The sequence below is a fragment of the Gardnerella sp. DNF01157 genome (genome assembly GCF_049244225.1).
Classification (GTDB): domain Bacteria; phylum Actinomycetota; class Actinomycetes; order Actinomycetales; family Bifidobacteriaceae; genus Bifidobacterium; species Bifidobacterium leopoldii.
Window position 1 is genome coordinate 1,189,590 of sequence record NZ_CP058388.1, and the last position, 22,597, is coordinate 1,212,186.

Genomic DNA, 22,597 nt, shown 5'->3' on the forward strand with positions numbered 1-22,597 from the left:
TAAGTTATATATTTCGCAAGTTTTGCAACCTAAATTCGGTGATTGCCGGCTTCATATATTCAGGAGGAACATCCGAACTACTACTGCCAATAGTGTCGGAGCCTTCATCAGTACGAGTACTAGAATTATGGCTTTTACTGTCATGTTTCACGGCAAATCACCTCCTTAAGTTAGTGCGCTGCCGGCGCAAATCTTCATCATTGAATCGGAGGTTTACAAGAGAACAGAGGCGCACCAAAACACACAAACGCATATTAAGCGTGCCACGTCGTTCAAGCTTCAGCTTCGCAGGGCGGTGGCGTTGCATTAGTCGAAGCCTTGAATTCGACAACGACTGTTAACCAGCGTGCAGTGTCTCCACTGTGTTGCGGCAGCAACCCGTATCCCCGTGGTAGCCTTACCTACCGACCGTGCTCATTATAAATTATTGTTGCAGTTGTGTCAACATGCAGCAAAACACATTGCGATGCATTTGAAACTTACAAAACTCAGCGACAGATGCTAAACAAAAAAGCCTCTTGACGAATTAACGCCAAGAGGCTTATAAATCAACAATCGCTAAAAACGATTGCCTATATGACTACTATCTTACTTGCGATGAGCGCGATAGAAGCGAATCAAGCTCTGTGTAGAAGCATCCTGAGCTGCCAAAGCTTCATCATCCTTAGAAATTGCAGGAGTAATCTGCTTTGCAAGCTGCTTGCCAAGCTCCACACCCCACTGATCGTAGGAATCCAAGCCCCACACAGTGCCTTCAACGAAGGTAATGTGCTCGTAGAGAGCAATAAGCTCGCCCAAGCTAAATGGAGTCAAAGCATCGCCGAAAATGGACGTGGTTGGACGGTTGCCCTTGAACACGCGAGCTGGCACAATCTCCTCTGGAGTGCCTTCAGCGCGAACTTCATCAGCAGTCTTGCCGAAAGCAAGAGCCTTAGTCTGTGCAAGATAGTTGCCCAAGAAGAGCTCGTGCACATCCTGATCGCCATCCTTAGTAGGATTTGGCGTGTTCACGAAAGCAATGAAATCAGCTGGAATAAGCTGAGTGCCCTGGTGAATCAACTGGTAGAAAGCGTGCTGGCCGTTAGTACCTGGCTCACCCCAGAAGATTTCGCCGGTTTCGCTTGTTACAGGAGTGCCGTCCCAGCGCACAGACTTACCGTTGGATTCCATGGTGAGCTGCTGCAAATAAGCTGGGAAGCGGTGCAAGTACTGATCGTATGGAAGCACAGCGTGAGAAGCAACCTTGTAGAAGTTGCGATACCAAACGTTGAGCATACCGAGAAGCACAACAACGTTCTTCTCGAATGGAGTCTCAGCGAAGTAAGTATCGATTGCGTGGAAGCCCTTCAAGAACTCTTCGAAGCGCTCTGGACCGAGAACAACAGCCAAAGAAGTGCCGACAGCGGAATCCACAGAGTAACGACCGCCAACCCAGCTCCAGAAGCCAAAAGCGTTGGTTGGGTTGATGCCGAACTCTTCAACCTTTTCGAGGTTGGTGGAAACAGCCACGAAGTGCTTAGCAACAGCTTCAGCCTTCTTTGCGTCGCTTCCGTCAATAGCACCGCACTCCTGAAGCTTATTCAGCAACCAAGTGCGAGCGGTACGAGCGTTGGTCAAAGTCTCCAAAGTAGTGAAGGTCTTGGAAACAATGATGAACAAAGTGGTTTCTGGATCCAAATCCTTGGTCTTTTCTGCCATATCGTTTGGATCAATGTTAGAAACGTAGCGAGCGCTAATACCAGCGTCAGCATATGGCTTCAAAGCTTCGTAAACCATGACCGGACCCAAATCAGAGCCGCCGATACCAATGTTTACAACGGTCTTAATGTTCTTGCCGGTAACGCCCTTCCAAGCGCCGGAACGAACTTCGTTAGCGAAATCGTAAATGCGACCCAACACTTCACGCACGTCTGCAACGGTATCTTGACCGTCAACAATGAACTTGCCAGCATCCTCTGCAGGACGACGCAAAGCAGTGTGCAAAACTGCACGATCTTCTGTATTATTAATGTGCACGCCAGTGTACATTGCCTTAGTGCGCTCGTCAAGCTTAACTGCCTTTGCAAGGTCTGCGAAAAGCTTAAGAGTTTCAGGCTTAATTAAATTCTTAGAAAGATCGAAGTGGAGATCTCCAGCTTCGAAGCTCAACTTATCCACGCGATTTGCATCCTCAGCAAACCACTTCTTCAGGCAAACACCTTCTGATTGCAACTCGTCGTAATGCTTCTGCAATGCAGCCCACTCTGGGGTTTTTACGGCGTCAACTGGCGGATTGATGGCCATTTCTAGGTCCTTTCATTTCTTCAACTTACGTGACAGCAATCGTCACTATAGTCCAATTCACAAGATACTCACAAAAGCAGACAGAAACACGCGAAGCTTAACACAAAAATGAACACAATCACACTGGTGCTGCGCGAAAGCAGGTCGTCGCGCCTGCGAGGAAAGAAATCCCACAAAACTCGCGCCACACTAAACGAATTGCAATACAAACTATGCAATACTTGCTTAATGACTATTATATTTTGTACGGCGCGCCCATTGGACAAATTTAAAAATATGATATATAGTAATTGATTTGTGCGCGAGTCGCGAATGCGTCTCGGGCAACATGCCGCTTTAGCTCAGTCGGTAGAGCGTCTCCCTCGTAATGAGAAGGTCGACAGTTCGATTCTGTCAAGCGGCTCTCTGACTCGCTCGAGTGTATTAATACTTTTGATTTGTTTTTATTCGCTCGATTATTTATATGAGTCTATGCGCGAGTGGCGGAATGGTAGACGCGCAGGATTTAGGTTCCTGTGTCTTACGACGTGTGGGTTCAAGTCCCATCTCGCGCACGAAATTTTTCGCTTATTCAGTAATAAATGCTTATTCGGTAATAAATAATGCCTGCAACTCCGGCAAAAGCGCGCGCAAAGCATTACCTCTGTGCGAAATAGCATTCTTTTCTTCTTGAGTCAGCTCCGCGCTAGTCAAATCTTTCATTTGCACACCATCGCGAATAGGCTGAAGATCTGGCACAAATAGCGGATCATAGCCGAAACCGTTAGTTCCGTGCACCTCGCGCAACAAGTGACCAACCATTTCTCCGACTCGAACAGTCTCAAAGCCGTGAGAATGCGACATAACACTGCCTTCAGGAACCTCACTGCACCCATCCGGAATAGCAAGAGCTGCAGCACAACGAAAACGAGCAGTACGACATTGATCTGGAATATCAGAAAGTTGGCGCAAAAGAAGCTCATTATTAGCTTTATCGTCCCCATGCACACCACTCCACCTGGCAGAAAGAATACCAGGGGCAGCACCAAGCACGTCGACAATAAGACCCGAATCGTCTGCAATAGCAGGGTAACCTGTTCTTGCAGCAACATCACGCGCTTTGAGCAAAGCATTCTGTTCAAAAGTCACGCCAGTTTCCACAGGATCAGGCAAACCAAGAGAACCTGCAGTTACTAACTCGAAACTGTCTGCCAGCTTCGACAATTGCTCCTCTAAAATTTGCTTGATTTCAACGAGTTTTCCCTCATTATGTGTTGCCACAATAAGCTTCACGCCCGTTCTCCTTCAATCTCTTCTATTTTGCTAAAGCGGCTTTTTGAGCAGCTTGCAATTCGCGATTACCTTTAGTTGCCAAATCAAGTAACGTATTTAATTCGTCGCGATTAAACGGACGATGTTCTGCAGTGCCTTGAATTTCAATGAAAGTGCCGGAACCTGTCATAGCTACGTTCATATCTGTCATAGCTTGACTGTCTTCAACATAAGGCAAATCAAGCATAGGCGTGCCGTTAATAACGCCTACAGAAACAGCGGAAATAGAATCCTTAATAACATTTGCAGCAGAGCGAATATGACCATTCTTTTCTGCCCAATTAAGCGCATCTACCAAAGCTACATAAGCTCCAGTTACAGAAGCAGTACGAGTTCCACCATCCGCTTGCAACACGTCGCAATCAATTTGAATCTGGCACTCACCCATCGCTTTCATATCGACTACACCGCGCAAGCAGCGACCAATAAGACGACTAATTTCGTGAGTGCGACCACCAATTTTTCCACGCACAGATTCGCGATCAGTTCGCTCAGCTGTTGCTCTAGGAAGCATAGAATATTCGGCAGTTACCCAACCCAAACCGGAATCTCTACGCCAACGAGGCACACCAACCGTAAAAGTTGCAGTGCACATTACGCGCGTATTGCCACACTCAATAAGCACAGAACCTTCAGGAACATCAGTAAATTTACGTGTTATGCACACAGGTCGGAGCTCGTCAACATTACGACCGTCAACGCGAATTGGTTTTACAGATTCCAACATATCCTTGATTTGAGTCATACCTCACAAATTTAGCACGTGGCTGTTATCTTCTATTTCTTCTTCATAGCGCGCAGCAATTTTGTACTAAAGCTGCTCAGAAAGCTCCATCCACTCATCCTCAAGAGCACTGGTTTCTTGCTCGTTTTTTTGAAGCTCTTCGTTAAGAGATTGAAGCCCAACAAAGTCACTTGGGTTGTGCGCAGCCATTTGCGCTTCAATTTGCGACTTTTCTTCTTCAAGCTTTGAAAGTTTTCGCTCGATTGCAGAAACTCGCCTTGCAGCATCGTGATAGGCTTTGCCTGTAAGTTTTGGCTCAGCTACTGTACTTTCTGAACTTTCTTTAGTTGTAGAATTTGCAGTACTTGAAGCATTCACAGTACTCGCAGTACTAATGCTATTTTCGTGATCGCGCTGCAACTTTTCTACAATTTGCAAATACTCATCTACACCGCCTGGAAGGTGACGAATTTTGCCGTCAATAAGCGCAAATTGCTGGTCTGTTACGCGCTCAAGCAAGTAGCGATCGTGCGAAACAACAATCAAAGTTCCGGGCCAAGTATCGAGCAAATCCTCCATAACTGCAAGCATGTCAGTGTCGAGATCGTTTCCAGGCTCATCCATAATCAGCACGTTTGGCTCGTTTAGCAAAATCAGCAGCAACTGCATACGGCGCTTTTGACCGCCCGAAAGATCAGCAATTGGTGTCATAAGCTGCTCGGGCTTAAAACCAAGCCTTTCCATAAGCTGACCTGGAGTCACTTCTTTGCCATCGATAATATAGCTAGGCTTATAGCGACTTAAAACTTCTTTTACTTTATATTTTCCAAGCTTTTCAAGCTCTTCTAGCCGCTGCGAAAGCACAGCAAATTTTACAGTCTTGCCGATATTTACGTGTCCAAGCGTAGGCTTCAGAGATCCGTCAATAATGCTTAATAATGTTGATTTTCCTGCTCCATTCGCGCCCACAATTCCAAAACGATCTCCTGGTCCTATAAGCCAAGTTGCATCGTCTAAAATCATGCGTCCAGTAATAGTTTTGCGCGATGCAGCTGAAGTTTCTGCAATGTTTTGCGCGCTCGTAGCAGTATTTTCAGAAGTATTTTCCGCAGTATTTTCAAAAGAATTTTCTTGACTCTCGTCAACAGCAATAGTAACGCTTCCTACGTGAGTTGGTTGCGCAAAAGCAGATTCTACGATATCGACTTTATTTGATTTTTCTGCATTATCTTCACCTAAAGATGCGTTTTCTACAATATCCGGATCGATATTTTTTAGCTGCTGAGCGTTGTCGAAAATTTGCGTAACGTCAATTAAATCAACAACTTGCTTACCAAGACGCGAAGTTGCCATTTTCTTCAATTCAAGAGTGTCTCTTAGCGGCGGCACATCTGCAATAAGCTCACGCGCTTGCTTTACGTGGAATTTTTGCTTAGTAGAACGCGCACGAGCACCCCTAGAAAGCCAAGCTAACTCTTTTCTTGCCAAATTTCTGCGACGCTCTTCGCGCACATCCGCTTGGCGTTCACGCTCCACGCGTTGCATCATATAAGCGCTGTAACCACCCTCGAAAGGATCAATTACGCCGTCGTGCACTTCCCACATCGAAGTGCAAACCTCATCCAAGAACCAGCGGTCGTGCGTCACAATCAAAAGCGCACCTTGACCGTCCTGCCAACGGTGAAGAAGATGCTCCGCAAGCCAATGAATCGTCACAACGTCCAAATGATTCGTAGGCTCATCCAAAGCCAAAATATCCCAGTCGTGCAACAATAATCTTGCTAAATCTGCGCGCCTGCGCTGGCCTCCAGAAAGCGTGCCTACTTTTGCTTCCAAATTTATGCCACCAAGAAGCGCTTCTACAATTTCGCGTGAACGCTGATCTGCAGCCCACTCGTAATCTTCGCGATTTTCAAGAGCAGCCTCGCGCACAGTTGCGTTATCATCCAATGGATCTCGCTGATCCAACATGCCAAAAGTAAGCCCTCCGCGTTTTGTAACGCGACCAGAATCAGGCTGCATTGTACCGGCAAGTAGTCGAAGTAGCGTTGACTTTCCGTCACCATTTTTTCCAACAATACCTATTCTGTCGCCTTCAAAAACACCTTGAGTTACGTCTGTAAAAATCGTTTTTGTAGCAAATTCTAGCGAAACTCGTTCTAATCCCAAATCATACGTAGGCATAATCCACAAATATAGCTGAACACTTATACGAAAGGATATAGAAGGAATATGGAAAAATGCGAGCGCAAATGCGAGCGCGAAGCTTAAAAGCGCTTGTGTTGGTAGTAGGACTATAATAATACGTGCTATGAAAACTCAGAACAATCAACAAAATATGCAGAGCAAACACAATCAAAATAATCAAAACAACTCACATGCGCAACACAACGAAGATGGAGTTTTGAGATTAGATGGCGATGAAACACGTCCCGGAGACCCAACGCAGGAACTTTTAAACGCTTTAGGCACAACTATTTCGCCGGATCTTTTGGTAGAAGCACTCACCCACCGCTCGTTCTCGCACGAGCATCCTGGCACACGAAATTATGAGCGACTTGAGTTTTTGGGCGATGCTGTGCTTGAGTTAGTTTCTACGGAAACGCTGTTTTCTGCACATCCAGACATGACTGAAGGTCAGCTTGCAAAGATGCGAGCGAAAGCTGTGTCTGAATGGGCGCTTTCTGCTGTTGCGCGCGAAAAGCTGCATGTTGGCGCGTATATTCTTCTCGGTCGCGGAGAAATGGAGCAGGGCGGAAATAATAAAGATTCAATTTTGTGCGATATTGTTGAAGCGCTTATTGGCGCAACTTTTGTTGAGCATGGAATCGATGAAGCTCGCAGAGTTGTGCATCGTTTGATTGACGACACTTTGGCGGAAGTGCTAACTGAAGGACCAGCTCTCGATTGGAAGACTTCGCTTACAGTCAAAGCTCACGATATGGGTTTGGAAGATCCAGAGTATCGAATGGCTGTTTCTGGGCCAGAATACGCACCAGTATTTGAGGCTCGCGCGGTTTTGGCGCATAAGGATGGCGACGAAGTGCTGGGAGTCGGAAGTGGCTCTAGCAAACGAAAAGCGCAACTCGCAGCCGCCGAAATCGCTTGGCACGCACTCGACGCGCGTAAGTAACACCCACCCCTCACAGCCACAATACGCAAGAAAAAGAAAAACCCTGCCACCCGTCGATGGCAGGGTTTCTGTTAATAAAACCTACTTGGTGTGCTCGGAGCGAATAGCTTCACGGTAAACACGACCACGGAAGGTTCCGCAAGATGGGCAAGCCATGTGTGGGAATGCCTGAGAACCGCAGTTCGGGCAAGTCACAGTCTGCACGGCAGACGCCTTCCAATTAGCGCGACGCGAATGCGTATTAGCACGCGAGGTCTTGTACTTAGGCAGTGCCATAATTCTTTCCTCTATTTCGTTCAATCGATTGAGCTTAAGCGTTCTGTATATTACAGCAAGCGCCGTACAAATTGCGCAACCTAATTTCTCTTTAGTGCAACAGAAACTTTACAAGCGCGCGCAGTTTATGCCGCTTTTCAGCCCAAAAACGACCGAAACTTTACACCTCGTATTAATGCCGCTCTTCATTCTGCTCAAGCTGAGCTTTCAAATCCTCTAAAGCAGCAAAACGAATATCCGTAACGTCGTGATGATGATCTGGATGCTCGTTTAAGTTTTCGCCACACTGAGAGCAAAGTCCGCGGCAATCCGGCTCGCACAACGGCTGCAACGGCAACTCACTTACCATCGTGTCGCGAATAAGAGCCTCAATATCCGCAAAATCGCCACCCGCAACTAGCGGATACACATTGCCTGACTCGTCATTTTCATCCCAAATTTGCGATTCAGCTTCATCCGCATCGCCACGAGTATTGCGATTATCAGAACGATTAGAACGCGAGTCAGCATATGGGAAGAATACACACACATCCACTTTCCAATCGCGACGAAGCGGCATCAAGCATCGAGTACATTCTGCATGCACCGGAGCAGTAATACTGCCCTGAAACATTAAGCCGTCAACCACAGCATCAAAATCGCCATCAACCATAACATCACTGCCTGGCTTTACGCCAATAACGTAATCTCCAATGCCTTCCGGCGCCGGAAATACGCGATGCAACGACATGCTACTACCAGCGCGCGCAGCCATTTGCGCTACTGGAACAGCCCATGGTGATTGGGATGGATGCGAAGCCATTACTAATTCCTTTCCTCTTCATCATCGTCATACAATGATGAGCTAATGTCGTTTTGTACGTGCGCTGCAGCTCGGCGACGATCTTCTAACACTCGCTGACCCGCTTGCACGTCTTGCTCTAATTTATCTAGCTGCTGCTTTAAGCCTTCCATAACAGTTGCGCAATACTGATCCGCACCTTGCGTAAGCTTGTCTGATTTTGCTTGCGCAGTAGCGAGAATATCGCGAGCTTTCTGTTTTGCTAAAGCCGTTACGTTTTCTTGACCTGCTAAGAATTGAGCACGCTCTTGCGCTTCTTCAATTATTTCTGCAGATTGAGATTGCGCTGAGGAAACAATAGAGCTTGCTTGTGCTTGCGCTGTACGCAAACGTCGCTCTGCTTCTCGCATTAATGCAGAAGCTCGCTCCAATTGCACAGGAAGCATATCTTTCAAACGCGCTAACTGGTCAACGAACTCATCGCGATCAATTTTTACCATTCCTGCAGCAAACAGAACATTCTTTGCTTCCGAAAGGGTTGCTTCCATTGCATCAATAATGTCGTAAACTGTTGTAAATTCAGCGCGACTCTTTGAGCGCACTTCATCGCTTATTGCTTCTGCAGCTACTTTTGAAGTTTCAGATTCATTTTCTTCAAAATCAATAACACCACCGTCTTCTCTTTCTCGTAAATCTGGAAGAGGGAAAGGAGAAAATGATGCTGGCGAAGAAGCTGCTTTGCTATCTTTATTGTTATGCTTTGCACTATCAGCGCCATTACCACGCACATCTTCCGCAGCAGAAACACTTCCAACTGCCGCAACAGATGACGTTTCTGTATTGTCAGCATCTGAGTCAACTAATAGGTCGCCTTTACGCGCACTTCGCACGTCGGATTGCGTTGTATTTACAACGCCGTCTTGAGCATCTTCTTCATCTGCAAGAACCGGATGCAATGGAAGCTTTTGATTGCGATCAACTTGCACTTCGCGCTCCATTGTGTCGTCTCCTTCACTAGATAATCCAGAAGTTGCGTCAGTAAGTTCATTTTTATTTGTCATCTTCTACTCTCCTGTTCAATTGTTCAGCATAGATGAATTATTATCTACGCCTAATGATTGTTCATTAAAAAGCTTTTTTAATAAGGGTATTACGTTATCTGGAACCATGCCAGTAACATTTCCCCCATGACGAGCAACATCTTTAACCACAGAGCTTGAAACATGCTCAAGCACAGGATCAGCAGGCAGAAAAAGCGTTTCGATACCTGCTAATTTGCGGTTCACTAGCGCCATTCCAAGTTCTGCCTCATAATCACCGTTTTGACGTAAGCCTTTTACGATTACTGTAGCACCAACTTTTGTACAGTAATCAGTAATCAAACCAGCTGTTGAAGTTACTACTATTTTGCAATTGCGATTGAAACTATTCTGAGCTTGCGGCAAATTATTTATTGCTTCTTGAATAATTTTTACGCGCTCAGATTCAGGAAATAACGGAGTCTTTGCAGCATTTACCGCAACTAGCACATGTACTTCATCAAATAGATGCGTACAACGTTGTATTACGTCTAAATGGCCGGCAGTGACTGGATCATACGAGCCGGGGCACACAGCTATAGTCATGCTCTTAGATTATCACCCATTGCGCTCAGAACAAAAATATATTAATAAAATAGCGTTACTTTTATCGTTAAAGATAGAAGTAACGCTGATATTTAATATAAATTGCTTAAATACGCAACATAATTACTTAAAAATTAAACTTTCCTAATTCCTCGTATATGCGCTTGCATTCAGGGCAAACTGGGTAGTCATTTGCTTCGTGTCGAGGAATCCACACTTTACCGCACAAAGCTACTACTGGTCGACCAGTTAAGCGCGACTCTTCAATTTTGTCTTTTGACACATAGTGCGCAAAACGATCTGCATTACCACCATCATCTAGACGAGCATCTTCGTCAACTTCTGGACGTTCTAGAACAGAAGTGCTTGTGCCGGAACCAGAGTCTGGATCTGTGGATTGCGAACCAGATTCCATAACAGCATCTAACGCATTATCTGCTTCTAAAGATGAAAACATCTCGCATCCTTTCGTAACGCATTGTGTAACGAATTTCGTAGCGCACTAAAATTTAATTGAATTTTATTCGCAAAACCAAGCATAAAGCATTATCGCAACAAACACTCAAAAAGCTGTCGGAAACGCTAATCTTTACGCATGAATTATTTGCGAAAATTATTTGCGATCCTTTTGCGAATCTTATTTAGTTATTTAGTAAAGTTTAGTTTTAAAAAAATCAATTTACAGTACTTCTACAGTACTTGAATTTCTGTTGGTATTGCAGGGTCTCCGCGCATCAAACTTTGCGCAGCCAAAGGCAGTCGACGCAAAGCAGAAGCGCAATAATCCTGGGCACGCATAATCGCATCGTGACCCATAAACTGTTCGTCAGCTTCACCGTCGACCATGTAATCAACTAGCAGATTCTCCCACGAATCCTTAGGCTTAAACTGAGCGAGCGCAACTTCCGAACCGGAAATCACGCGTTCGCAATCAGCTACACCGCAAGAATCGTTGCTGTAATCGTATGAACGATACGCCAATTTACGTCCAGGCACAGTCGCTTTATTCTTAGAACGCTTAGCAACAGGCTGCATTACACCATCTGCACCCTCACGCTCAGTAAGCTTATAAACCATTGCGCAAGTTGGAGCGCCGGAGCCGGTTACAAGCATTGTGCCGATGCCGTAAGAATCCACAGGCGCATTTTGTAAGGAAGCAAGAGCATACTCGTCCAAATCGTTCGTAACTGTAATCTTTGTGTTTTTAGCACCCAACTCGTCGAGCTGATTCCTAACGCGACGAGCCAGAGCGCACAAATCTCCAGAATCAATACGAATTCCGCCAAGATCTGGACCTGCAACTTCCACGGCTGTCTTTACAGCTTCCTCAATATTATAAGTGTCAACAAGAAGCGTAGTGCCTTTGCCAAGAGCTGCAATTTGAGAAGTGAAAGCGTCACGCTCAGTGTCGTGAACAAGAGTGAAGCAGTGAGCTGCAGTTCCGATTGCCTTTAAACCGTAAAGTTTTGCAGCTAACAGATTTGCAGTACCTTTAAAACCGCCAATTACTGCTGCACGAGATGCGGCAACTGCAGAATATTCGTTCGTGCGGCGGCCGCCCATATCCATGCAAGGACGTCCTGCGGAAGCAGAAACCATGCGAGCTGCAGCAGACGCCACAGCACAATCGTAATTGAGAACGGAAAGCAGAAGAGTTTCGAGCAAAGTGCACTCGCCGAAAGTGCCTTCTACTTGCAAAATTGGCGAGTTAGGGAAGAACATCTCACCCTCGCGATAACCGGAAATTTTACCGCGGAATCGGAAATTTTTCAGCCATTCAATGGTTTCTGTACTAACAATTTTGCGATCACTTAAGAAACGTAAATCATCTTCCGAAAGATGGAATTTTTGCAACTCTTCCAAAATGCGGCCCATGCCAGCAACAACTCCGTAACGACGGCCTTGAGGCAAGTGGCGCGTAAAAATTTCAAAAACGCACTTGCGATTTGCGGTGCCGTCTTTAAGAGCAGCGTCGAGCATAGTGTATTCATACATGTCCGTCATAAGAGCAGATGAAATCTCAGCCATGATATTCCTTTCGTAACGAACAAAATAAAAACAGCTAGGTAATAGATAAGTAATAGATATGAATCTAATTGGATTACTAAAGCTAAATCTAAAACCAAATCGCAATAATTGTATCGCTAACTAAAGAGCCGACGCACGAAATGCAACTTCTCAAAGTCACTCTGAGTATAAAGAAGCATTTATAATAGCAATTATGCTTAATAAGAGTTTGAACGAAGAGACTGCAAAAGTTACTAAAGCCGCAGAAAACCTGCACTTATACAACACGGCTTCACATTCAACGAACACTTTCGTACCTAAAAAGCCTGGTCAAGTAGGCATGTACGTGTGCGGCGCCACAGTGCAAAGTTCTCCGCATATTGGTCATATTCGCGCAGCGATCGCATTCGATATAATCCGTCGCTGGATGCTACGTTTAGGCTACAAAGTCACGTTTGTTAGAAACGTCACAGATATTGACGACAAAATTATGAAAAAAGCCAATGAATCAGGGCAAAATTGGTGGGAACGAGCATATATTTACGAGCGCGAATTTACAAAATCCTACAATACTTTAGGGGTACTTGCGCCAACAGTTGAGCCGCGCGCAACAGGTCATATTACAGACATGGTTGAGCTGATTGAGCGTTTGATTGAGCGCGGTCACGCATATGTTATTAATGACAGCGACGGAAATCCTACTGGAAATGTTTATTTTGACGTGCCAAGTTGGGAGCATTACGGCGAATTAACACACCAAAATCAGAACCAAAATGAAACTTGCGCAGACGAAGCCGCAGCTATTGCAGACGCAAAGGGTCCAAGCGTAGACGCTGCTGAAAACGATATTTACAATCCAACAGATCCTGCAGATGCTTCACCAGACAAACATGATCCTAGGGATTTCGCACTTTGGAAAGCACCTTGCGATTTCGATCAGCCGGATGCGCGCTGGAAAACTCCTTTTGGTGAAGGACGCCCTGGTTGGCATATTGAATGCTCTGCTATGAGCCATCGATATCTTGGAGACGATTTCGATATTCACGGAGGCGGCCTGGATTTGCGTTTCCCTCACCACGAAAACGAAATGGCACAAACGCGTGCTGCTGGCTGGGAAAGCGCTGATGTGTGGATGCATTCAGCATGGGTTACCGCAAAAGGTGAAAAAATGTCCAAATCCTTAGGAAATGGACTTTCCGTACCAGTAGTTTTGGCAAATAATTCGGCTTGGGTTGTGCGTTATGCTTTGGGAGCAGTGCAATATCGTGCAATGCTGGAGTGGTCCGACCAAGCTTTGGTGGAGTCAAAATCGGCTTACGATCGCATTATGAACTTCCTTGAGAGAGCTGGCAGATTGCTTGACAAGAAGCCAACTTGCGAAGAAGTGCACTCTGTTAACGCAGACGAGCTTCCAGAAGATTTTACTCGCGCTATGAACGATGACATTAACGTTTCTGGCGCAATCGCAGAAATATTTACTACAATTCGTCAAGGAAATGCTCTTATTGACGACTGCAGCAAAGATTCTTCACAAGCACAAAGCGAAAGCGTACAAAAGCTCATATATCTCGCTGTTTTGCAAGTGCGAGCTATGTTAGATACTTTGGGCTTGGATCCTTACGCAAAAACGTGGGCTTCGAACGATAATCAATCGTCTGCAGAAGGCTCAAATGGCAAGGAAAGCAAAGAATACTCAGCTTTGGACTCTTTAATTACTTTGCAACTTAAAGCTAGAGCAGATGCTAGAAAAGCAAAGGATTTTGCTACTGCAGATGCTATTCGCGACGCGTTAAATAACGCAGGAATTGTAATTGTCGATACTTCGCAAGGATCATCTTGGCATTTGCAATAAACGAAAGTAACGCAAAAGTATTAGTTAGCAATTGCACTAAAGTTACGTTAGCAACAACAGGTAGAATGGAAAACTATGGCAGCATTTAGTTCGTTAACAGACCGCCTTTCCAATGCTTTTAAGCATTTGCGCAGCAAAGGCAAGCTATCAGAATCCGATATTGACGGCACAATTCGCGAGATTCGTCGCGCACTTCTCGATGCAGACGTTGCGTTGGAAGTAGTACGCTCATTCACTGCTCGAATTCGCGAGCGCGCTCTTGGTGAGGAAGTTTCGCACGCTTTAAATCCAGCTCAGCAAGTTGTGAAAATTGTAAACGACGAGCTTACGCAAGTATTGGGCGCAGGTGTAGATAGGCAGCTTAATTTTGCGAAGTACCCTCCAACTGTAATTATGCTTGCAGGTTTGCAAGGTGCAGGTAAAACTACGCTTGCTGGAAAGCTAGGCTACTGGCTAAAGGATGCAGGTCATACTCCTTTGCTTGTAGCAGCAGATTTGCAACGACCTAATGCAGTCACACAGCTGCAAGTTGTTGGCGAGCGCGCAGGAGTTCCTGTATTTGCTCCAGAAAAGGGTGTGCAAACAGGTGGAAGCGCGATTTCTTTGCCATGGTTCACTAAAGGCGACCCTGTTAAAGTTGCGCGCGATTCTATTAATTATGCGCGCGAAAAAATGTATGACACTGTGATTATTGATACCGCAGGTCGTTTGGGTGTTGACGAAGAGCTTATGAAGCAGGCACGCAATATTCGCGATGCCGTGCAACCGCAAGAAGTGCTGTTTGTTATTGATGCAATGATTGGTCAGGATGCTGTTCGCACTGCTCAAGCTTTTAACGATGGCGTGAACTTTACTGGCGTTGTGCTTTCTAAGCTTGATGGCGACGCTCGAGGCGGTGCTGCACTTTCGGTTGCAAGCGTTACTGGAAAGCCGATTTTGTTTGCTTCTACAGGTGAAGGTTTGAAGGATTTTGAAATCTTCCATCCTGATCGAATGGCTTCACGCATACTCGATATGGGCGATATTTTGACGCTTATTGAGCACGCACAGAAGCAGTTCGACGAAGAAGAATCGCGCAAGGCTGCTGCAAAAATAGCTGAAGGCAGCTTTGGTTTGGATGATTTTTTGGAGCAGCTTCAGCAAGTTCGTAAGCTTGGCTCAATGAAGAAGCTTTTGGGCATGATGCCTGGAATGGCAGCTCACCGTCAGGAGCTTGAGCAGTTTGACGATAAGGAAATTGACCGAACTGAGGCAATTATTCGCTCTATGACTCCTCAAGAGCGTAGAAATACAAAGATTATTGACGGATCTCGCCGCGCGAGAATTGCTGCTGGTTCAGGTGTGAGCGTTTCGCAAGTTAATGCACTTTTGCAACGTTTCGAGCAGGCTGCAAAAATGATGAAGCGAATGAGCGGAGGCGCTGGAATGCCTGGCATGGGCGGAATTCCTGGCTTCGGTGGAGCCGGCAGTAAGTCGAAGCGCAAAGACAAGAAAGGCAAGAAGAAGGGCGGAAAGTCCGGAAATCCAATGCGCAGGGAAGCTGAAGAGCGCGCGTTGCGTGAGCGTCTTTCTGGCGAATCTACTAGCGACGATGTTGCAGGTTCTGCTTTTGCAAAGCCGCAGCAACCAAATCTTCAGAATCTTCCTGAAGGACTTAAGGAACTTATGAATTCCGAAGATGCAAATCAAGATAATCAACTGCCACCTAACTTTGGCGGCGGATTAGCTGGCTTATTCGGTCGATGATTTTAGTATTGGCGTTTTTGTGGGTTATATTTGTGCCGCTTCTTTTGTGGCAGTTGATGCGTTGGCTGCCAACAGGTGCGGATAAATATAACCCACTTCCGTATATTATTGCGCTGCTTCCACTTGCAACTTACGTTATGGGAGCACTGTTTTTGTGTAATTTTGGCGGTTTTTTGCTGTATACATGCTGCGCAGAAAAAGTGACGAAATCGCTTAATTTAGCGCAATCTTACGCGAAATCTTACGGATATTTATGTATTGCGTACGCTGTGCTATTTTTGATTTCGCTTAAGTCGCATACGCCGTACTGGTTTGCAAAATTACGTAGGTTGCACGAAAGCAGGTCGTCGCGCAAAAGCTGCAAGAAACGGCATCAAGAAATACGCGTGATGACTCTTAATTGCAGATACGGAAAAGCGAGCGCATCCGAAATAATAGAAATAACGAAAAAATATCACGTAAATACGTTACTTTTACAAGAATTAAGCGAGTCTTTAGTAAAAAATCTTGAGAAACTTGGAATATACGAAATTTTCCCAACTTCGTGCGTAGGTGCGCAAAGTGAGCATAATAACGGCGGATTCAACGCTATTTTTACGCAATATTCCGCGATTTCTACTTGCAATAATTCCGTAAAAATTGAAGCTGCAAGCGTGCCACGCGTTACAACTTGCTTGGATTTTGGTGCAACTGAAAAAGTTGTAGTGAAATTTGCTTCTGCACATCCAAAGTCACCGATGCGTGGGTGTGCTGCTTGGAGTAATGGAATTCGCGCACTTGCGACTATTGATTCTACTTATTGCGTTGACGAATCCACTTCGAAAACTTGCGATTTAGCAACTCTTACTATTGTTACTGGCGATCTTAATTCCACAGTCGACCACCCAAGCTTTCGCTCGCTTTTGAAATACGGATTTACAGACGTTGCACTTTCGCTTGGAAAGCGTCTACGCACATGGCCTACATGGCTTAAGTGGCCAAATCTTACACTTGACCATGTGCTATTTTGCGCAAAAAACTGTAAATCTAACGCACTATGGCAAAAGAATGTAGTTGTTGACGGCACTGATCACCTAGCCTACATCGCAGCAATCGACCTACAATCACTAGATAAAAACGTCCAAGCGCGCAGGCATAATGGATGAGTTATTCGCGTGAATCGGCGCCCTCTTCCCGATCACGTGAGGAACATGTGGAAGCTCGCAAGGAGTGCCCCACACCCGAACGAAATTCCACGACTCTAGTTATAAGGAGAGCCATTTTGGCAACCAAGATTCGTCTTAAGCGATTGGGCAAGAAGTTCTATGCCTTCTACCGTGTAGTCATTTCTGATTCACGCAACAAGCGCAACGGTCAGTCCATCGAAGAGATCGGCGTTTACGATCCAAACAAGCAGCCATCTATGATTCAGATTGATTCTGAGCGCGCACAGTACTGGCTTGGCGTTGGCGCGCAGCCAACCGAACCAGTGTTGAAGCTCTTGAAGATTACTGGCGACTGGCAGAAGTTCAAGGGTCTCGACGGCGCTGAAGGCACGTTGAAGACTTCTGAAGCTGGCCCAGACGCACAGGCTCGCGTTGAAGCTGTTGAAGCTGAAGCTCAGAAGCTGAAGGCCGCTAAGTCTGAAGCCGCTGCTAAGGCTAAGGCTGCAGCTGAAGCCGCTGCAAACGAAGCCGAAGAAGCCCCAGCTGAAGCTGCCGAAGCCGAGGAAAAGGCTGAGTAATCATGCTGGCTCAAGCTGTTGAACATCTCATTAAGAACATCGTAGATTTTCCAGATGACGTGTCGGTACGTTCTCACGAAAATGCTCGCGGCGAATTGCTTCGAGTACGCGTGAATCCTGAAGATATCGGTCGCGTTATTGGACGCAATGGTCGTACCGCTAATGCAATTCGCATTGTTGTGCAAGCTTTGAGCAACCACAATGTGCGCGTTGACATTATGGACGTACGTAAGTGAGATGAACGTGGCATTAGACCAACAATCTTTTGACAACCCTCAGCAAAGTCGTAATGACCTGCTGAGGGTTTGTCGTATCGGTAAAGCCCAAGGTTTAAAAGGTGAAGTCACTGTACAAATTTTTACAGATGAGCCTTATGAACGTTTTGAGCCTGGAAATATATTGTGCACTGCAAACGGCGAGCACGAGTTCGTTATTGAGAACGCAAGAACGTTCAAAAATCGTTGGATTTTACTATTCGAAGAATCACAAAATCGCAACGATGCGGAAGCACTTAATGGCACTGAATTGTATGTGCATGCAGAAGATGCGCAAGAGCTTGCTGCTGAAAATGCTTGGTATATTAAGGATTTGGTCGGTTTGCAAGCGCGTTTGTGCGAAGAAAATCAGCTTGGGCTTACTCCTAAAGTTATTGGAAAAGTCGTGGATGTGCTCGACGGCGCGCAATCGTTACTGAAAATCCGTTTAGATCATCCGATTGACGAAGAGAATAAAACAGCGCTCGTGCCATTTGTTGAAGCTATTGTGCCGGAAGTTGATGTTGCAAACGGGTATTTGACTATTGATCCTCCTGGCGGTTTAATTCCGGGGCTTTTGTAGTTTTCGTAGTTTTGTAGTTTTCGTAGTAGAGTGCCTTATGATGGACATCGATATTATTTCCGTATTCCCAGAATATTTTCGCATGCTAGACCTAAGTTTGTTAGGCAAAGCGCAAAATAATGGTTTATTGCAAATTCGCGCATACAATTTACGCAAATGGACTCACGATGTGCATCAATCGGTTGATGACACGCCGGTTGGCGGTGGCGCTGGCATGGTTATGAAGCCTGAAGTTTGGGCGGAATGCTTAGACGAGCTGCTTAACTTGCCAAAATCTGAAGTAAAAAATACGTGTGATACGTGCGATAGTTGCGATACGTGTGATAGTTGCGAAGAAGCAAAAATCGCGCCTAATAAAATAGACTCAACTAAACCAATCCTTATATTCCCGAACCCTTCTGCCCCACTATTTACGCAAAAAGACGCAACGGAATTAAGCAACGCAAATCATTTGGTGTTTGGATGCGGCAGATACGAAGGCTACGACGCTAGGATTCCAGAATATTACCGCGCGCAAGGAATTGACGTACGCGAGTATTCAATTGGCGATTACGTGCTAAATGGCGGAGAAGTTGCAGTAAGCGTTATGCTTGAGGCAATTACACGCTTAATCCCTGGGTTTATGGGAAACCCTGAGTCGATTGTTGAAGAGTCGTACACAGGATCGGACGCACTTTTGGAACACCATCAATACACGCGTCCAACTACTTGGCGAGGTATAAGCGTTCCGGAAATACTCACTTCCGGAAATCACGCTAAAGTTGATCGTTTTCGTCGAGATGAAGCTATATCTCGCACAAGCGAAATTCGACCTGATTTGATTGAAAAATTGGACTGCCACAAGATAGATAAGGCGGATCGAAAAACACTTATGTCGCTCGGATGGGAAGTTTCTGGCGATCATCCGCGCAAAAACTTACTCTAGCAACAAAAGCCAGAAATACTCCGGCAACAGTATTGCTGCCGCACGCACAATGCTGCGCGAAAGCAGGTCGTCGCGCCTGCGAGGAGAGAAATCCCCCAAAACTCGCGCCACAGCCTGAGTGCGAAAACAGATTGTAACGAAGCCGAAAAATAAATTAGTCGCGAGAAGGCTGAATAAACAACACGGAAGTTTCTCCGTAATTACGCGTATCAAACAGCTCCCAGCCCTCAGGCATAGTCGGCAAAACACTTCGCGCGCTACGCTCCAACACAATCAACGTATCTGCAGAAACGCTCACAACTCCGCTCGCAATCATCGAAGCCAATAAACTTTCGCAATCCGCAGTTTCGTAAGCATAAGGCGGATCAATAAAAACCAAGTCAAACGCTTCCCCACTATAATCCGCAACGAACTGCTCCGCGCGCTTTCGAAGAACCCTCATAGAAAGCGCAGAATCCCAAGCCTTTGAACTCTGCAACGCTTTCGACGTACGAAGTATAAGCGCAGCTGCTTGCGAATTTGCTTCAACAGAAACAAGCTCACGCGCGCCACGAGATAGCGCTTCAACTCCGAGTGCTCCCGTGCCAGCAAATAGATCAAGTACGCGCGCATTGTACATAACATCCCACGAATCGAGCCTAGAAAATATCGCTTCTTTTGTGCGATCTGTAGTAGGTCTTGTACACGACTGCGCTGAAGTAAGCGGCAAAGATTTAAAACGTCCAGCAATAATGTGCATACTTATAGCTTAGCTGGAACCTGCAGACACGCACGTGGCGGCAGAAACTTTACGCGCGTGTAAAGTTTCGGTCGGCTACGCGCCAAAAAACGGCAGAAACTGTGCAGCTGTGTAAAGGAAAAGCCGTTTGCGCGCCAAAAAACGGCAGAAACTTTACAATATTACTTATCCGCAGCCTTAGGATCTGGAATTAAGAACGAGCAAGCAAGCGCAAAAGCGAGCAAAACGACGCCGGCAACCATCGCAGCAGCGTATCCGCATGTTACGCCACTTAAAGACGCAACATTCGTCATCACAGCATACAAAATTGCAAAACTTAAGCCGGCTCCCAAATTAAAAGCTCCAGCATTCATACCCGGCAAGTATCCCGGATTATCTTTTGGAGAAAGCACAATACCTAAGCCATTAAGCATAATATTTGCCATGCCAGAATAGCTCACACCTACCCACACTGAAAACAGCACCAAAGCCCAAGCAGACGGCATATAAGCAACATACACACCAAAAGCAACACAAATCATGCTAAACGCAATTCCAATACGCAACACAAGCCTGTACCCGTAATTTGCAGCAAGCACGCCCGAAATAGTGCCAAACAATAGCCCAATAATTGCGTAAGGAGTAAGAGTTACGAAACTTACCATATTTGTGCCAATATTTGCACCAAACTTACTATCGTTAGCAAGCTTTATCACAACGCCATTTATCAAAGCAAACACGCCAGTCATTGTCAATAAAGTGCACAAAAGCAAACCCCATGTACGACGCTGCTTCATATATGTTGTAGAAACCAGCGGAGCCGCGCTTAAAACTTCGATTTTCCAGAATATTGCGAAAAACAGCACAGCAACAAGCACAAGAATAAGCACCATAAGCCAGTTAGATTTAGCTAGTTTATTACTAAGTTCATTAATAGAAAGATATATTGCAAGAAACGCAATTCCGAGCGTTACAACTCCTAGCCAATCCATTCTGCTAGTAGCATCCGAGCGAGATTCATCAGCTAAAACAATAATCATAATAACAGCAATAGCTGCGATTGAAGCCATAATCCAGAAAACAGAACGGAATCCGTATTTACTGGCAAGCCAACCACCTAATAAAGCATCAAATCCAGCAATACCGCCATTTACGGAACTTAATATTGCCATCAACTTTGCGTAACTTTTTTCTTGCTGTACGCGCACGCGCAACATAATTAAGCACATTGGCAATACAGGACCGGAAGCACCTTGCAAAATATGCCCAAGCATAAGCATATTAACGTCTTGAGCTAGCGCAGAAATAATGCTTCCAAAAAGAGTTGAGATAAGAATTCCGGAAAGTACTTTTTTACGCCCAATTAGATCAGACAATCGCGGCAAAAATAGCGAAAATAATGCTGCAGCAGTAAAGAATATTGTTTGCGTTAAAGCGATTTGAGTATCTGTAGTATGAAGTTCTTTTGACATCGTCGTCAATACTGGCGAAAGCATAGAAACGTTTAGCTGGAACGCAAAGATAGCAGCAAGAAACGCCACCATTAACGCCAAAACGGAACGTCCACCCTTATCTAGCATACGCGTAGAAAATGTTGGAGATTCAACCTCAGCCATAATCTAACCTCCGCTTAATTACGTAAAGTCATTCAAACGTCATTCAAAAGTCACCAACAATCATCCAATGCGCTTAATCGCATCTATAATCAAATTCCAGAATTTATCGAAATCAAGTTTTGTAGCAACTTGCGTATGGCATTCTTCTTCAGAAGGTTCAGTACCACGCAAATCTGCAACGGTCATGCCAAGAGTTAAGTCACTGTTTATTTCAACATCAAGTGGGCAACGCCTTGTGCTAATAACACTTTTATCGATCAAATAAGCGACTGTGCAAGGATCATGCACTGGAGGATCAACAAAATCTTGATTATTCTTATAAGCTTTACGGAAGTAATCCATAAGATCGCAAGCAAATTTAGAAACAGGCGTTCCAATAGAATTAATTTTCTTCTGTATCTCTAAAGTGCACAAAGCTTGGTGAGTTAAGTCTAAGCCAACCATCGTAACTCGCCAATTTTCATTAATCACAACATGCGCAGCTTCAGGATCTGTCTTAATATTAAACTCAGCAACAGCACTACAATTGCCGCTATGATAGCCACCACCCATAAGAACTACTTCTTTAACGCGGCTGACAATTCTAGGTTCCAATCGCACAGCCATAGCGATATTCGTAAGAGGTCCGGTTGGTACAAGCGTAATCGTGCCAGGCTCATGGCTCATAATTGTGTCAATAATCCAGTTAACAGCATGCCCTTTATCCAAAGGTTTAGTTGGCACTGGAATATTTGCTCCGTCTAATCCTGTTTCTCCATGAACAGCAGCAGCAACTTTTAGAGGACGAACCATAGGACGGTCGCATCCGGCATGAACTGGAATATTAGTTGCATGAGCTATTTCTAGAGTTGCTCGAGCATTGTATGTTACTTTTTCTAGGCTTTGATTTCCACCAACCGTAGTTACGCCGAGCAAATCGATACTAGGATTGCCAACAGCTAATAAAATTGCCATCGCATCGTCATGACCAGGGTCACAATCTAGGATGATGGAAGTCATACTAACTCCTTCATAAACACATGTATTTTGGAAGCAAATCG

At 45.4% G+C, this 22,597-nt stretch carries 22 protein-coding genes, 2 tRNA genes, 1 pseudogene and 1 riboswitch; of the genes and pseudogenes, 10 read left to right on the plus strand and 15 right to left on the minus strand.

Translation table 11 applies throughout. The features are described 5' to 3' along the window. Positions 1-4: 4 nt before the first annotated feature. Both HXT38_RS04455 and pgi read right to left on the minus strand, forming a co-directional pair. On the minus strand, positions 5-151 hold the full coding sequence (locus tag HXT38_RS04455; RefSeq protein ID WP_004574037.1) for a hypothetical protein: 147 nt from the start codon (positions 149-151) through the stop codon (positions 5-7). Between the two features lie 104 nt (positions 152-255). Next, positions 256-416, minus strand: a riboswitch (M-box (ykoK) riboswitch). A gap of 172 nt (positions 417-588) precedes the next feature. Then, positions 589-2,283 (minus strand): glucose-6-phosphate isomerase, encoded by a 1,695-nt coding sequence (gene pgi / locus HXT38_RS04460; protein ID WP_004105339.1) that lies wholly within the window; start codon positions 2,281-2,283, stop codon positions 589-591. A gap of 330 nt (positions 2,284-2,613) precedes the next feature. Between pgi and HXT38_RS04465 the strand changes: the two genes are divergently transcribed. Both HXT38_RS04465 and HXT38_RS04470 read left to right on the plus strand, forming a co-directional pair. After that, positions 2,614-2,686 (plus strand) — tRNA-Thr (locus tag HXT38_RS04465). Between the two features lie 70 nt (positions 2,687-2,756). Then, positions 2,757-2,837, plus strand: a tRNA-Leu gene (locus HXT38_RS04470). A gap of 31 nt (positions 2,838-2,868) precedes the next feature. On the opposite strand, the gene HXT38_RS04475 is transcribed toward HXT38_RS04470, so the two are convergent. From HXT38_RS04475 to HXT38_RS04490, 4 genes and pseudogenes are all read right to left on the minus strand, one after another. Then, positions 2,869-3,555, minus strand: coding sequence for a non-canonical purine NTP pyrophosphatase (locus HXT38_RS04475; protein ID WP_004574039.1), 687 nt, complete (start codon positions 3,553-3,555; stop codon positions 2,869-2,871). Between the two features lie 22 nt (positions 3,556-3,577). Beyond that, a complete protein-coding gene (gene rph, locus HXT38_RS04480) occupies positions 3,578-4,339 on the minus strand; it encodes a ribonuclease PH (RefSeq protein WP_101885901.1) in 762 nt (253 codons plus the stop codon). 66 nt (positions 4,340-4,405) lie between these two features. Continuing rightward, positions 4,406-4,696 carry an ABC transporter C-terminal domain-containing protein gene (locus tag HXT38_RS04485; protein WP_421792041.1) on the minus strand — a complete coding sequence of 97 codons (291 nt, stop codon included), beginning with the start codon at positions 4,694-4,696 and terminating at the stop codon, positions 4,406-4,408. 45 nt (positions 4,697-4,741) lie between these two features. Then, positions 4,742-6,502 (minus strand): annotated as a pseudogene (locus HXT38_RS04490) (ABC-F family ATP-binding cassette domain-containing protein); the annotation flags it as partial. A gap of 127 nt (positions 6,503-6,629) precedes the next feature. On the opposite strand from HXT38_RS04490, the gene rnc reads away from it, so the two are divergent. Next, positions 6,630-7,451, plus strand: a complete 822-nt coding sequence (gene rnc / locus HXT38_RS04495) for a ribonuclease III (protein ID WP_004105351.1) — start codon at positions 6,630-6,632, stop codon at positions 7,449-7,451. 81 nt (positions 7,452-7,532) lie between these two features. Here the strand turns inward: rnc and rpmF are convergent, their stop codons facing one another. The 6 genes from rpmF to HXT38_RS04525 form a co-directional block, all read right to left on the minus strand. Further along, positions 7,533-7,727, minus strand: coding sequence for a 50S ribosomal protein L32 (gene rpmF / locus HXT38_RS04500; protein ID WP_004574042.1), 195 nt, complete (start codon positions 7,725-7,727; stop codon positions 7,533-7,535). Positions 7,728-7,899: 172 nt separating this feature from the next. After that, positions 7,900-8,529: a YceD family protein gene (locus tag HXT38_RS04505; RefSeq protein WP_004574043.1), complete on the minus strand. Its 630-nt coding sequence runs from the start codon at positions 8,527-8,529 to the stop codon at positions 7,900-7,902. Positions 8,530-8,531: 2 nt separating this feature from the next. After that, a complete protein-coding gene (locus tag HXT38_RS04510; RefSeq protein WP_410297133.1) occupies positions 8,532-9,569 on the minus strand; it encodes a hypothetical protein in 1,038 nt (345 codons plus the stop codon). Between the two features lie 15 nt (positions 9,570-9,584). After that, positions 9,585-10,133 (minus strand): pantetheine-phosphate adenylyltransferase, encoded by a 549-nt coding sequence (coaD, locus tag HXT38_RS04515; protein WP_032835291.1) that lies wholly within the window; start codon positions 10,131-10,133, stop codon positions 9,585-9,587. Between the two features lie 127 nt (positions 10,134-10,260). Beyond that, positions 10,261-10,590 (minus strand): DUF3039 domain-containing protein, encoded by a 330-nt coding sequence (locus HXT38_RS04520; RefSeq protein WP_004105359.1) that lies wholly within the window; start codon positions 10,588-10,590, stop codon positions 10,261-10,263. A 233-nt stretch (positions 10,591-10,823) separates the two neighbouring features. After that, on the minus strand, positions 10,824-12,161 hold the full coding sequence (locus HXT38_RS04525) for a nicotinate phosphoribosyltransferase (RefSeq protein ID WP_004105363.1): 1,338 nt from the start codon (positions 12,159-12,161) through the stop codon (positions 10,824-10,826). Positions 12,162-12,354: 193 nt separating this feature from the next. Between HXT38_RS04525 and cysS the strand changes: the two genes are divergently transcribed. The 7 genes from cysS to trmD all read left to right on the plus strand — a co-directional run bounded on the left by cysS (position 12,355) and on the right by trmD (position 19,223). After that, positions 12,355-13,992: a cysteine--tRNA ligase gene (gene cysS / locus HXT38_RS04530; RefSeq protein WP_004105366.1), complete on the plus strand. Its 1,638-nt coding sequence runs from the start codon at positions 12,355-12,357 to the stop codon at positions 13,990-13,992. 75 nt (positions 13,993-14,067) lie between these two features. Then, a complete protein-coding gene (gene ffh / locus HXT38_RS04535) occupies positions 14,068-15,738 on the plus strand; it encodes a signal recognition particle protein (protein ID WP_004105368.1) in 1,671 nt (556 codons plus the stop codon). Then, positions 15,735-16,883, plus strand: a complete 1,149-nt coding sequence (locus HXT38_RS04540; protein WP_004105370.1) for an endonuclease/exonuclease/phosphatase family protein — start codon at positions 15,735-15,737, stop codon at positions 16,881-16,883. The genes ffh and HXT38_RS04540 overlap by 4 nt, the downstream gene beginning before the upstream one ends. A 116-nt stretch (positions 16,884-16,999) precedes the next feature. After that, the gene (gene rpsP, locus HXT38_RS04545; protein WP_004574047.1) at positions 17,000-17,461 is read left to right on the plus strand and encodes a 30S ribosomal protein S16; all 462 of its coding nucleotides are present in this window, start codon (positions 17,000-17,002) and stop codon (positions 17,459-17,461) included. A gap of 2 nt (positions 17,462-17,463) precedes the next feature. After that, positions 17,464-17,697: an RNA-binding protein gene (locus HXT38_RS04550; RefSeq protein WP_004105376.1), complete on the plus strand. Its 234-nt coding sequence runs from the start codon at positions 17,464-17,466 to the stop codon at positions 17,695-17,697. 1 nt (position 17,698) lies between these two features. After that, a complete protein-coding gene (gene rimM / locus HXT38_RS04555; RefSeq protein ID WP_421792043.1) occupies positions 17,699-18,298 on the plus strand; it encodes a ribosome maturation factor RimM in 600 nt (199 codons plus the stop codon). Positions 18,299-18,338: 40 nt separating this feature from the next. Then, positions 18,339-19,223 (plus strand): tRNA (guanosine(37)-N1)-methyltransferase TrmD, encoded by an 885-nt coding sequence (gene trmD / locus HXT38_RS04560; protein ID WP_180946754.1) that lies wholly within the window; start codon positions 18,339-18,341, stop codon positions 19,221-19,223. A gap of 154 nt (positions 19,224-19,377) precedes the next feature. Here trmD and rsmD read toward each other — a convergent pair whose 3' ends face one another. The 3 genes from rsmD to HXT38_RS04575 all read right to left on the minus strand — a co-directional run bounded on the left by rsmD (position 19,378) and on the right by HXT38_RS04575 (position 22,556). Next, on the minus strand, positions 19,378-19,962 hold the full coding sequence (gene rsmD, locus HXT38_RS04565) for a 16S rRNA (guanine(966)-N(2))-methyltransferase RsmD (protein ID WP_421789172.1): 585 nt from the start codon (positions 19,960-19,962) through the stop codon (positions 19,378-19,380). A gap of 161 nt (positions 19,963-20,123) precedes the next feature. Beyond that, on the minus strand, positions 20,124-21,557 hold the full coding sequence (locus HXT38_RS04570) for an MFS transporter (RefSeq protein ID WP_421791738.1): 1,434 nt from the start codon (positions 21,555-21,557) through the stop codon (positions 20,124-20,126). Between the two features lie 60 nt (positions 21,558-21,617). Next, the gene (locus tag HXT38_RS04575; RefSeq protein ID WP_032842335.1) at positions 21,618-22,556 is read right to left on the minus strand and encodes a nucleoside hydrolase; all 939 of its coding nucleotides are present in this window, start codon (positions 22,554-22,556) and stop codon (positions 21,618-21,620) included. Positions 22,557-22,597 lie beyond the last annotated feature (41 nt).

What these genes read in the sequence shown, in the direction of transcription:
- coaD (WP_032835291.1), bottom strand. Translation starts at nt 10,133, where the DNA reads ATGACTATAGCTGTGTGCCCCGGCTCGTATGATCCAGTCACTGCCGGC.
- HXT38_RS04520 (WP_004105359.1), bottom strand. Translation starts at nt 10,590, where the DNA reads ATGTTTTCATCTTTAGAAGCAGATAATGCGTTAGATGCTGTTATGGAA.
- rph (WP_101885901.1), bottom strand. Translation starts at nt 4,339, where the DNA reads ATGACTCAAATCAAGGATATGTTGGAATCTGTAAAACCAATTCGCGTT.
- HXT38_RS04540 (WP_004105370.1), top strand. Translation starts at nt 15,735, where the DNA reads ATGATTTTAGTATTGGCGTTTTTGTGGGTTATATTTGTGCCGCTTCTT.
- rimM (WP_421792043.1), top strand. Translation starts at nt 17,699, where the DNA reads ATGAACGTGGCATTAGACCAACAATCTTTTGACAACCCTCAGCAAAGT.
- rsmD (WP_421789172.1), bottom strand. Translation starts at nt 19,962, where the DNA reads ATGCACATTATTGCTGGACGTTTTAAATCTTTGCCGCTTACTTCAGCG.
- HXT38_RS04525 (WP_004105363.1), bottom strand. Translation starts at nt 12,161, where the DNA reads ATGGCTGAGATTTCATCTGCTCTTATGACGGACATGTATGAATACACT.
- HXT38_RS04550 (WP_004105376.1), top strand. Translation starts at nt 17,464, where the DNA reads ATGCTGGCTCAAGCTGTTGAACATCTCATTAAGAACATCGTAGATTTT.
- trmD (WP_180946754.1), top strand. Translation starts at nt 18,339, where the DNA reads ATGGACATCGATATTATTTCCGTATTCCCAGAATATTTTCGCATGCTA.
- HXT38_RS04570 (WP_421791738.1), bottom strand. Translation starts at nt 21,557, where the DNA reads ATGGCTGAGGTTGAATCTCCAACATTTTCTACGCGTATGCTAGATAAG.
- HXT38_RS04505 (WP_004574043.1), bottom strand. Translation starts at nt 8,529, where the DNA reads ATGGCTTCGCATCCATCCCAATCACCATGGGCTGTTCCAGTAGCGCAA.
- rpmF (WP_004574042.1), bottom strand. Translation starts at nt 7,727, where the DNA reads ATGGCACTGCCTAAGTACAAGACCTCGCGTGCTAATACGCATTCGCGT.
- HXT38_RS04575 (WP_032842335.1), bottom strand. Translation starts at nt 22,556, where the DNA reads ATGACTTCCATCATCCTAGATTGTGACCCTGGTCATGACGATGCGATG.
- ffh (WP_004105368.1), top strand. Translation starts at nt 14,068, where the DNA reads ATGGCAGCATTTAGTTCGTTAACAGACCGCCTTTCCAATGCTTTTAAG.
- pgi (WP_004105339.1), bottom strand. Translation starts at nt 2,283, where the DNA reads ATGGCCATCAATCCGCCAGTTGACGCCGTAAAAACCCCAGAGTGGGCT.
- HXT38_RS04510 (WP_410297133.1), bottom strand. Translation starts at nt 9,569, where the DNA reads ATGACAAATAAAAATGAACTTACTGACGCAACTTCTGGATTATCTAGT.
- cysS (WP_004105366.1), top strand. Translation starts at nt 12,355, where the DNA reads ATGCTTAATAAGAGTTTGAACGAAGAGACTGCAAAAGTTACTAAAGCC.
- rnc (WP_004105351.1), top strand. Translation starts at nt 6,630, where the DNA reads ATGAAAACTCAGAACAATCAACAAAATATGCAGAGCAAACACAATCAA.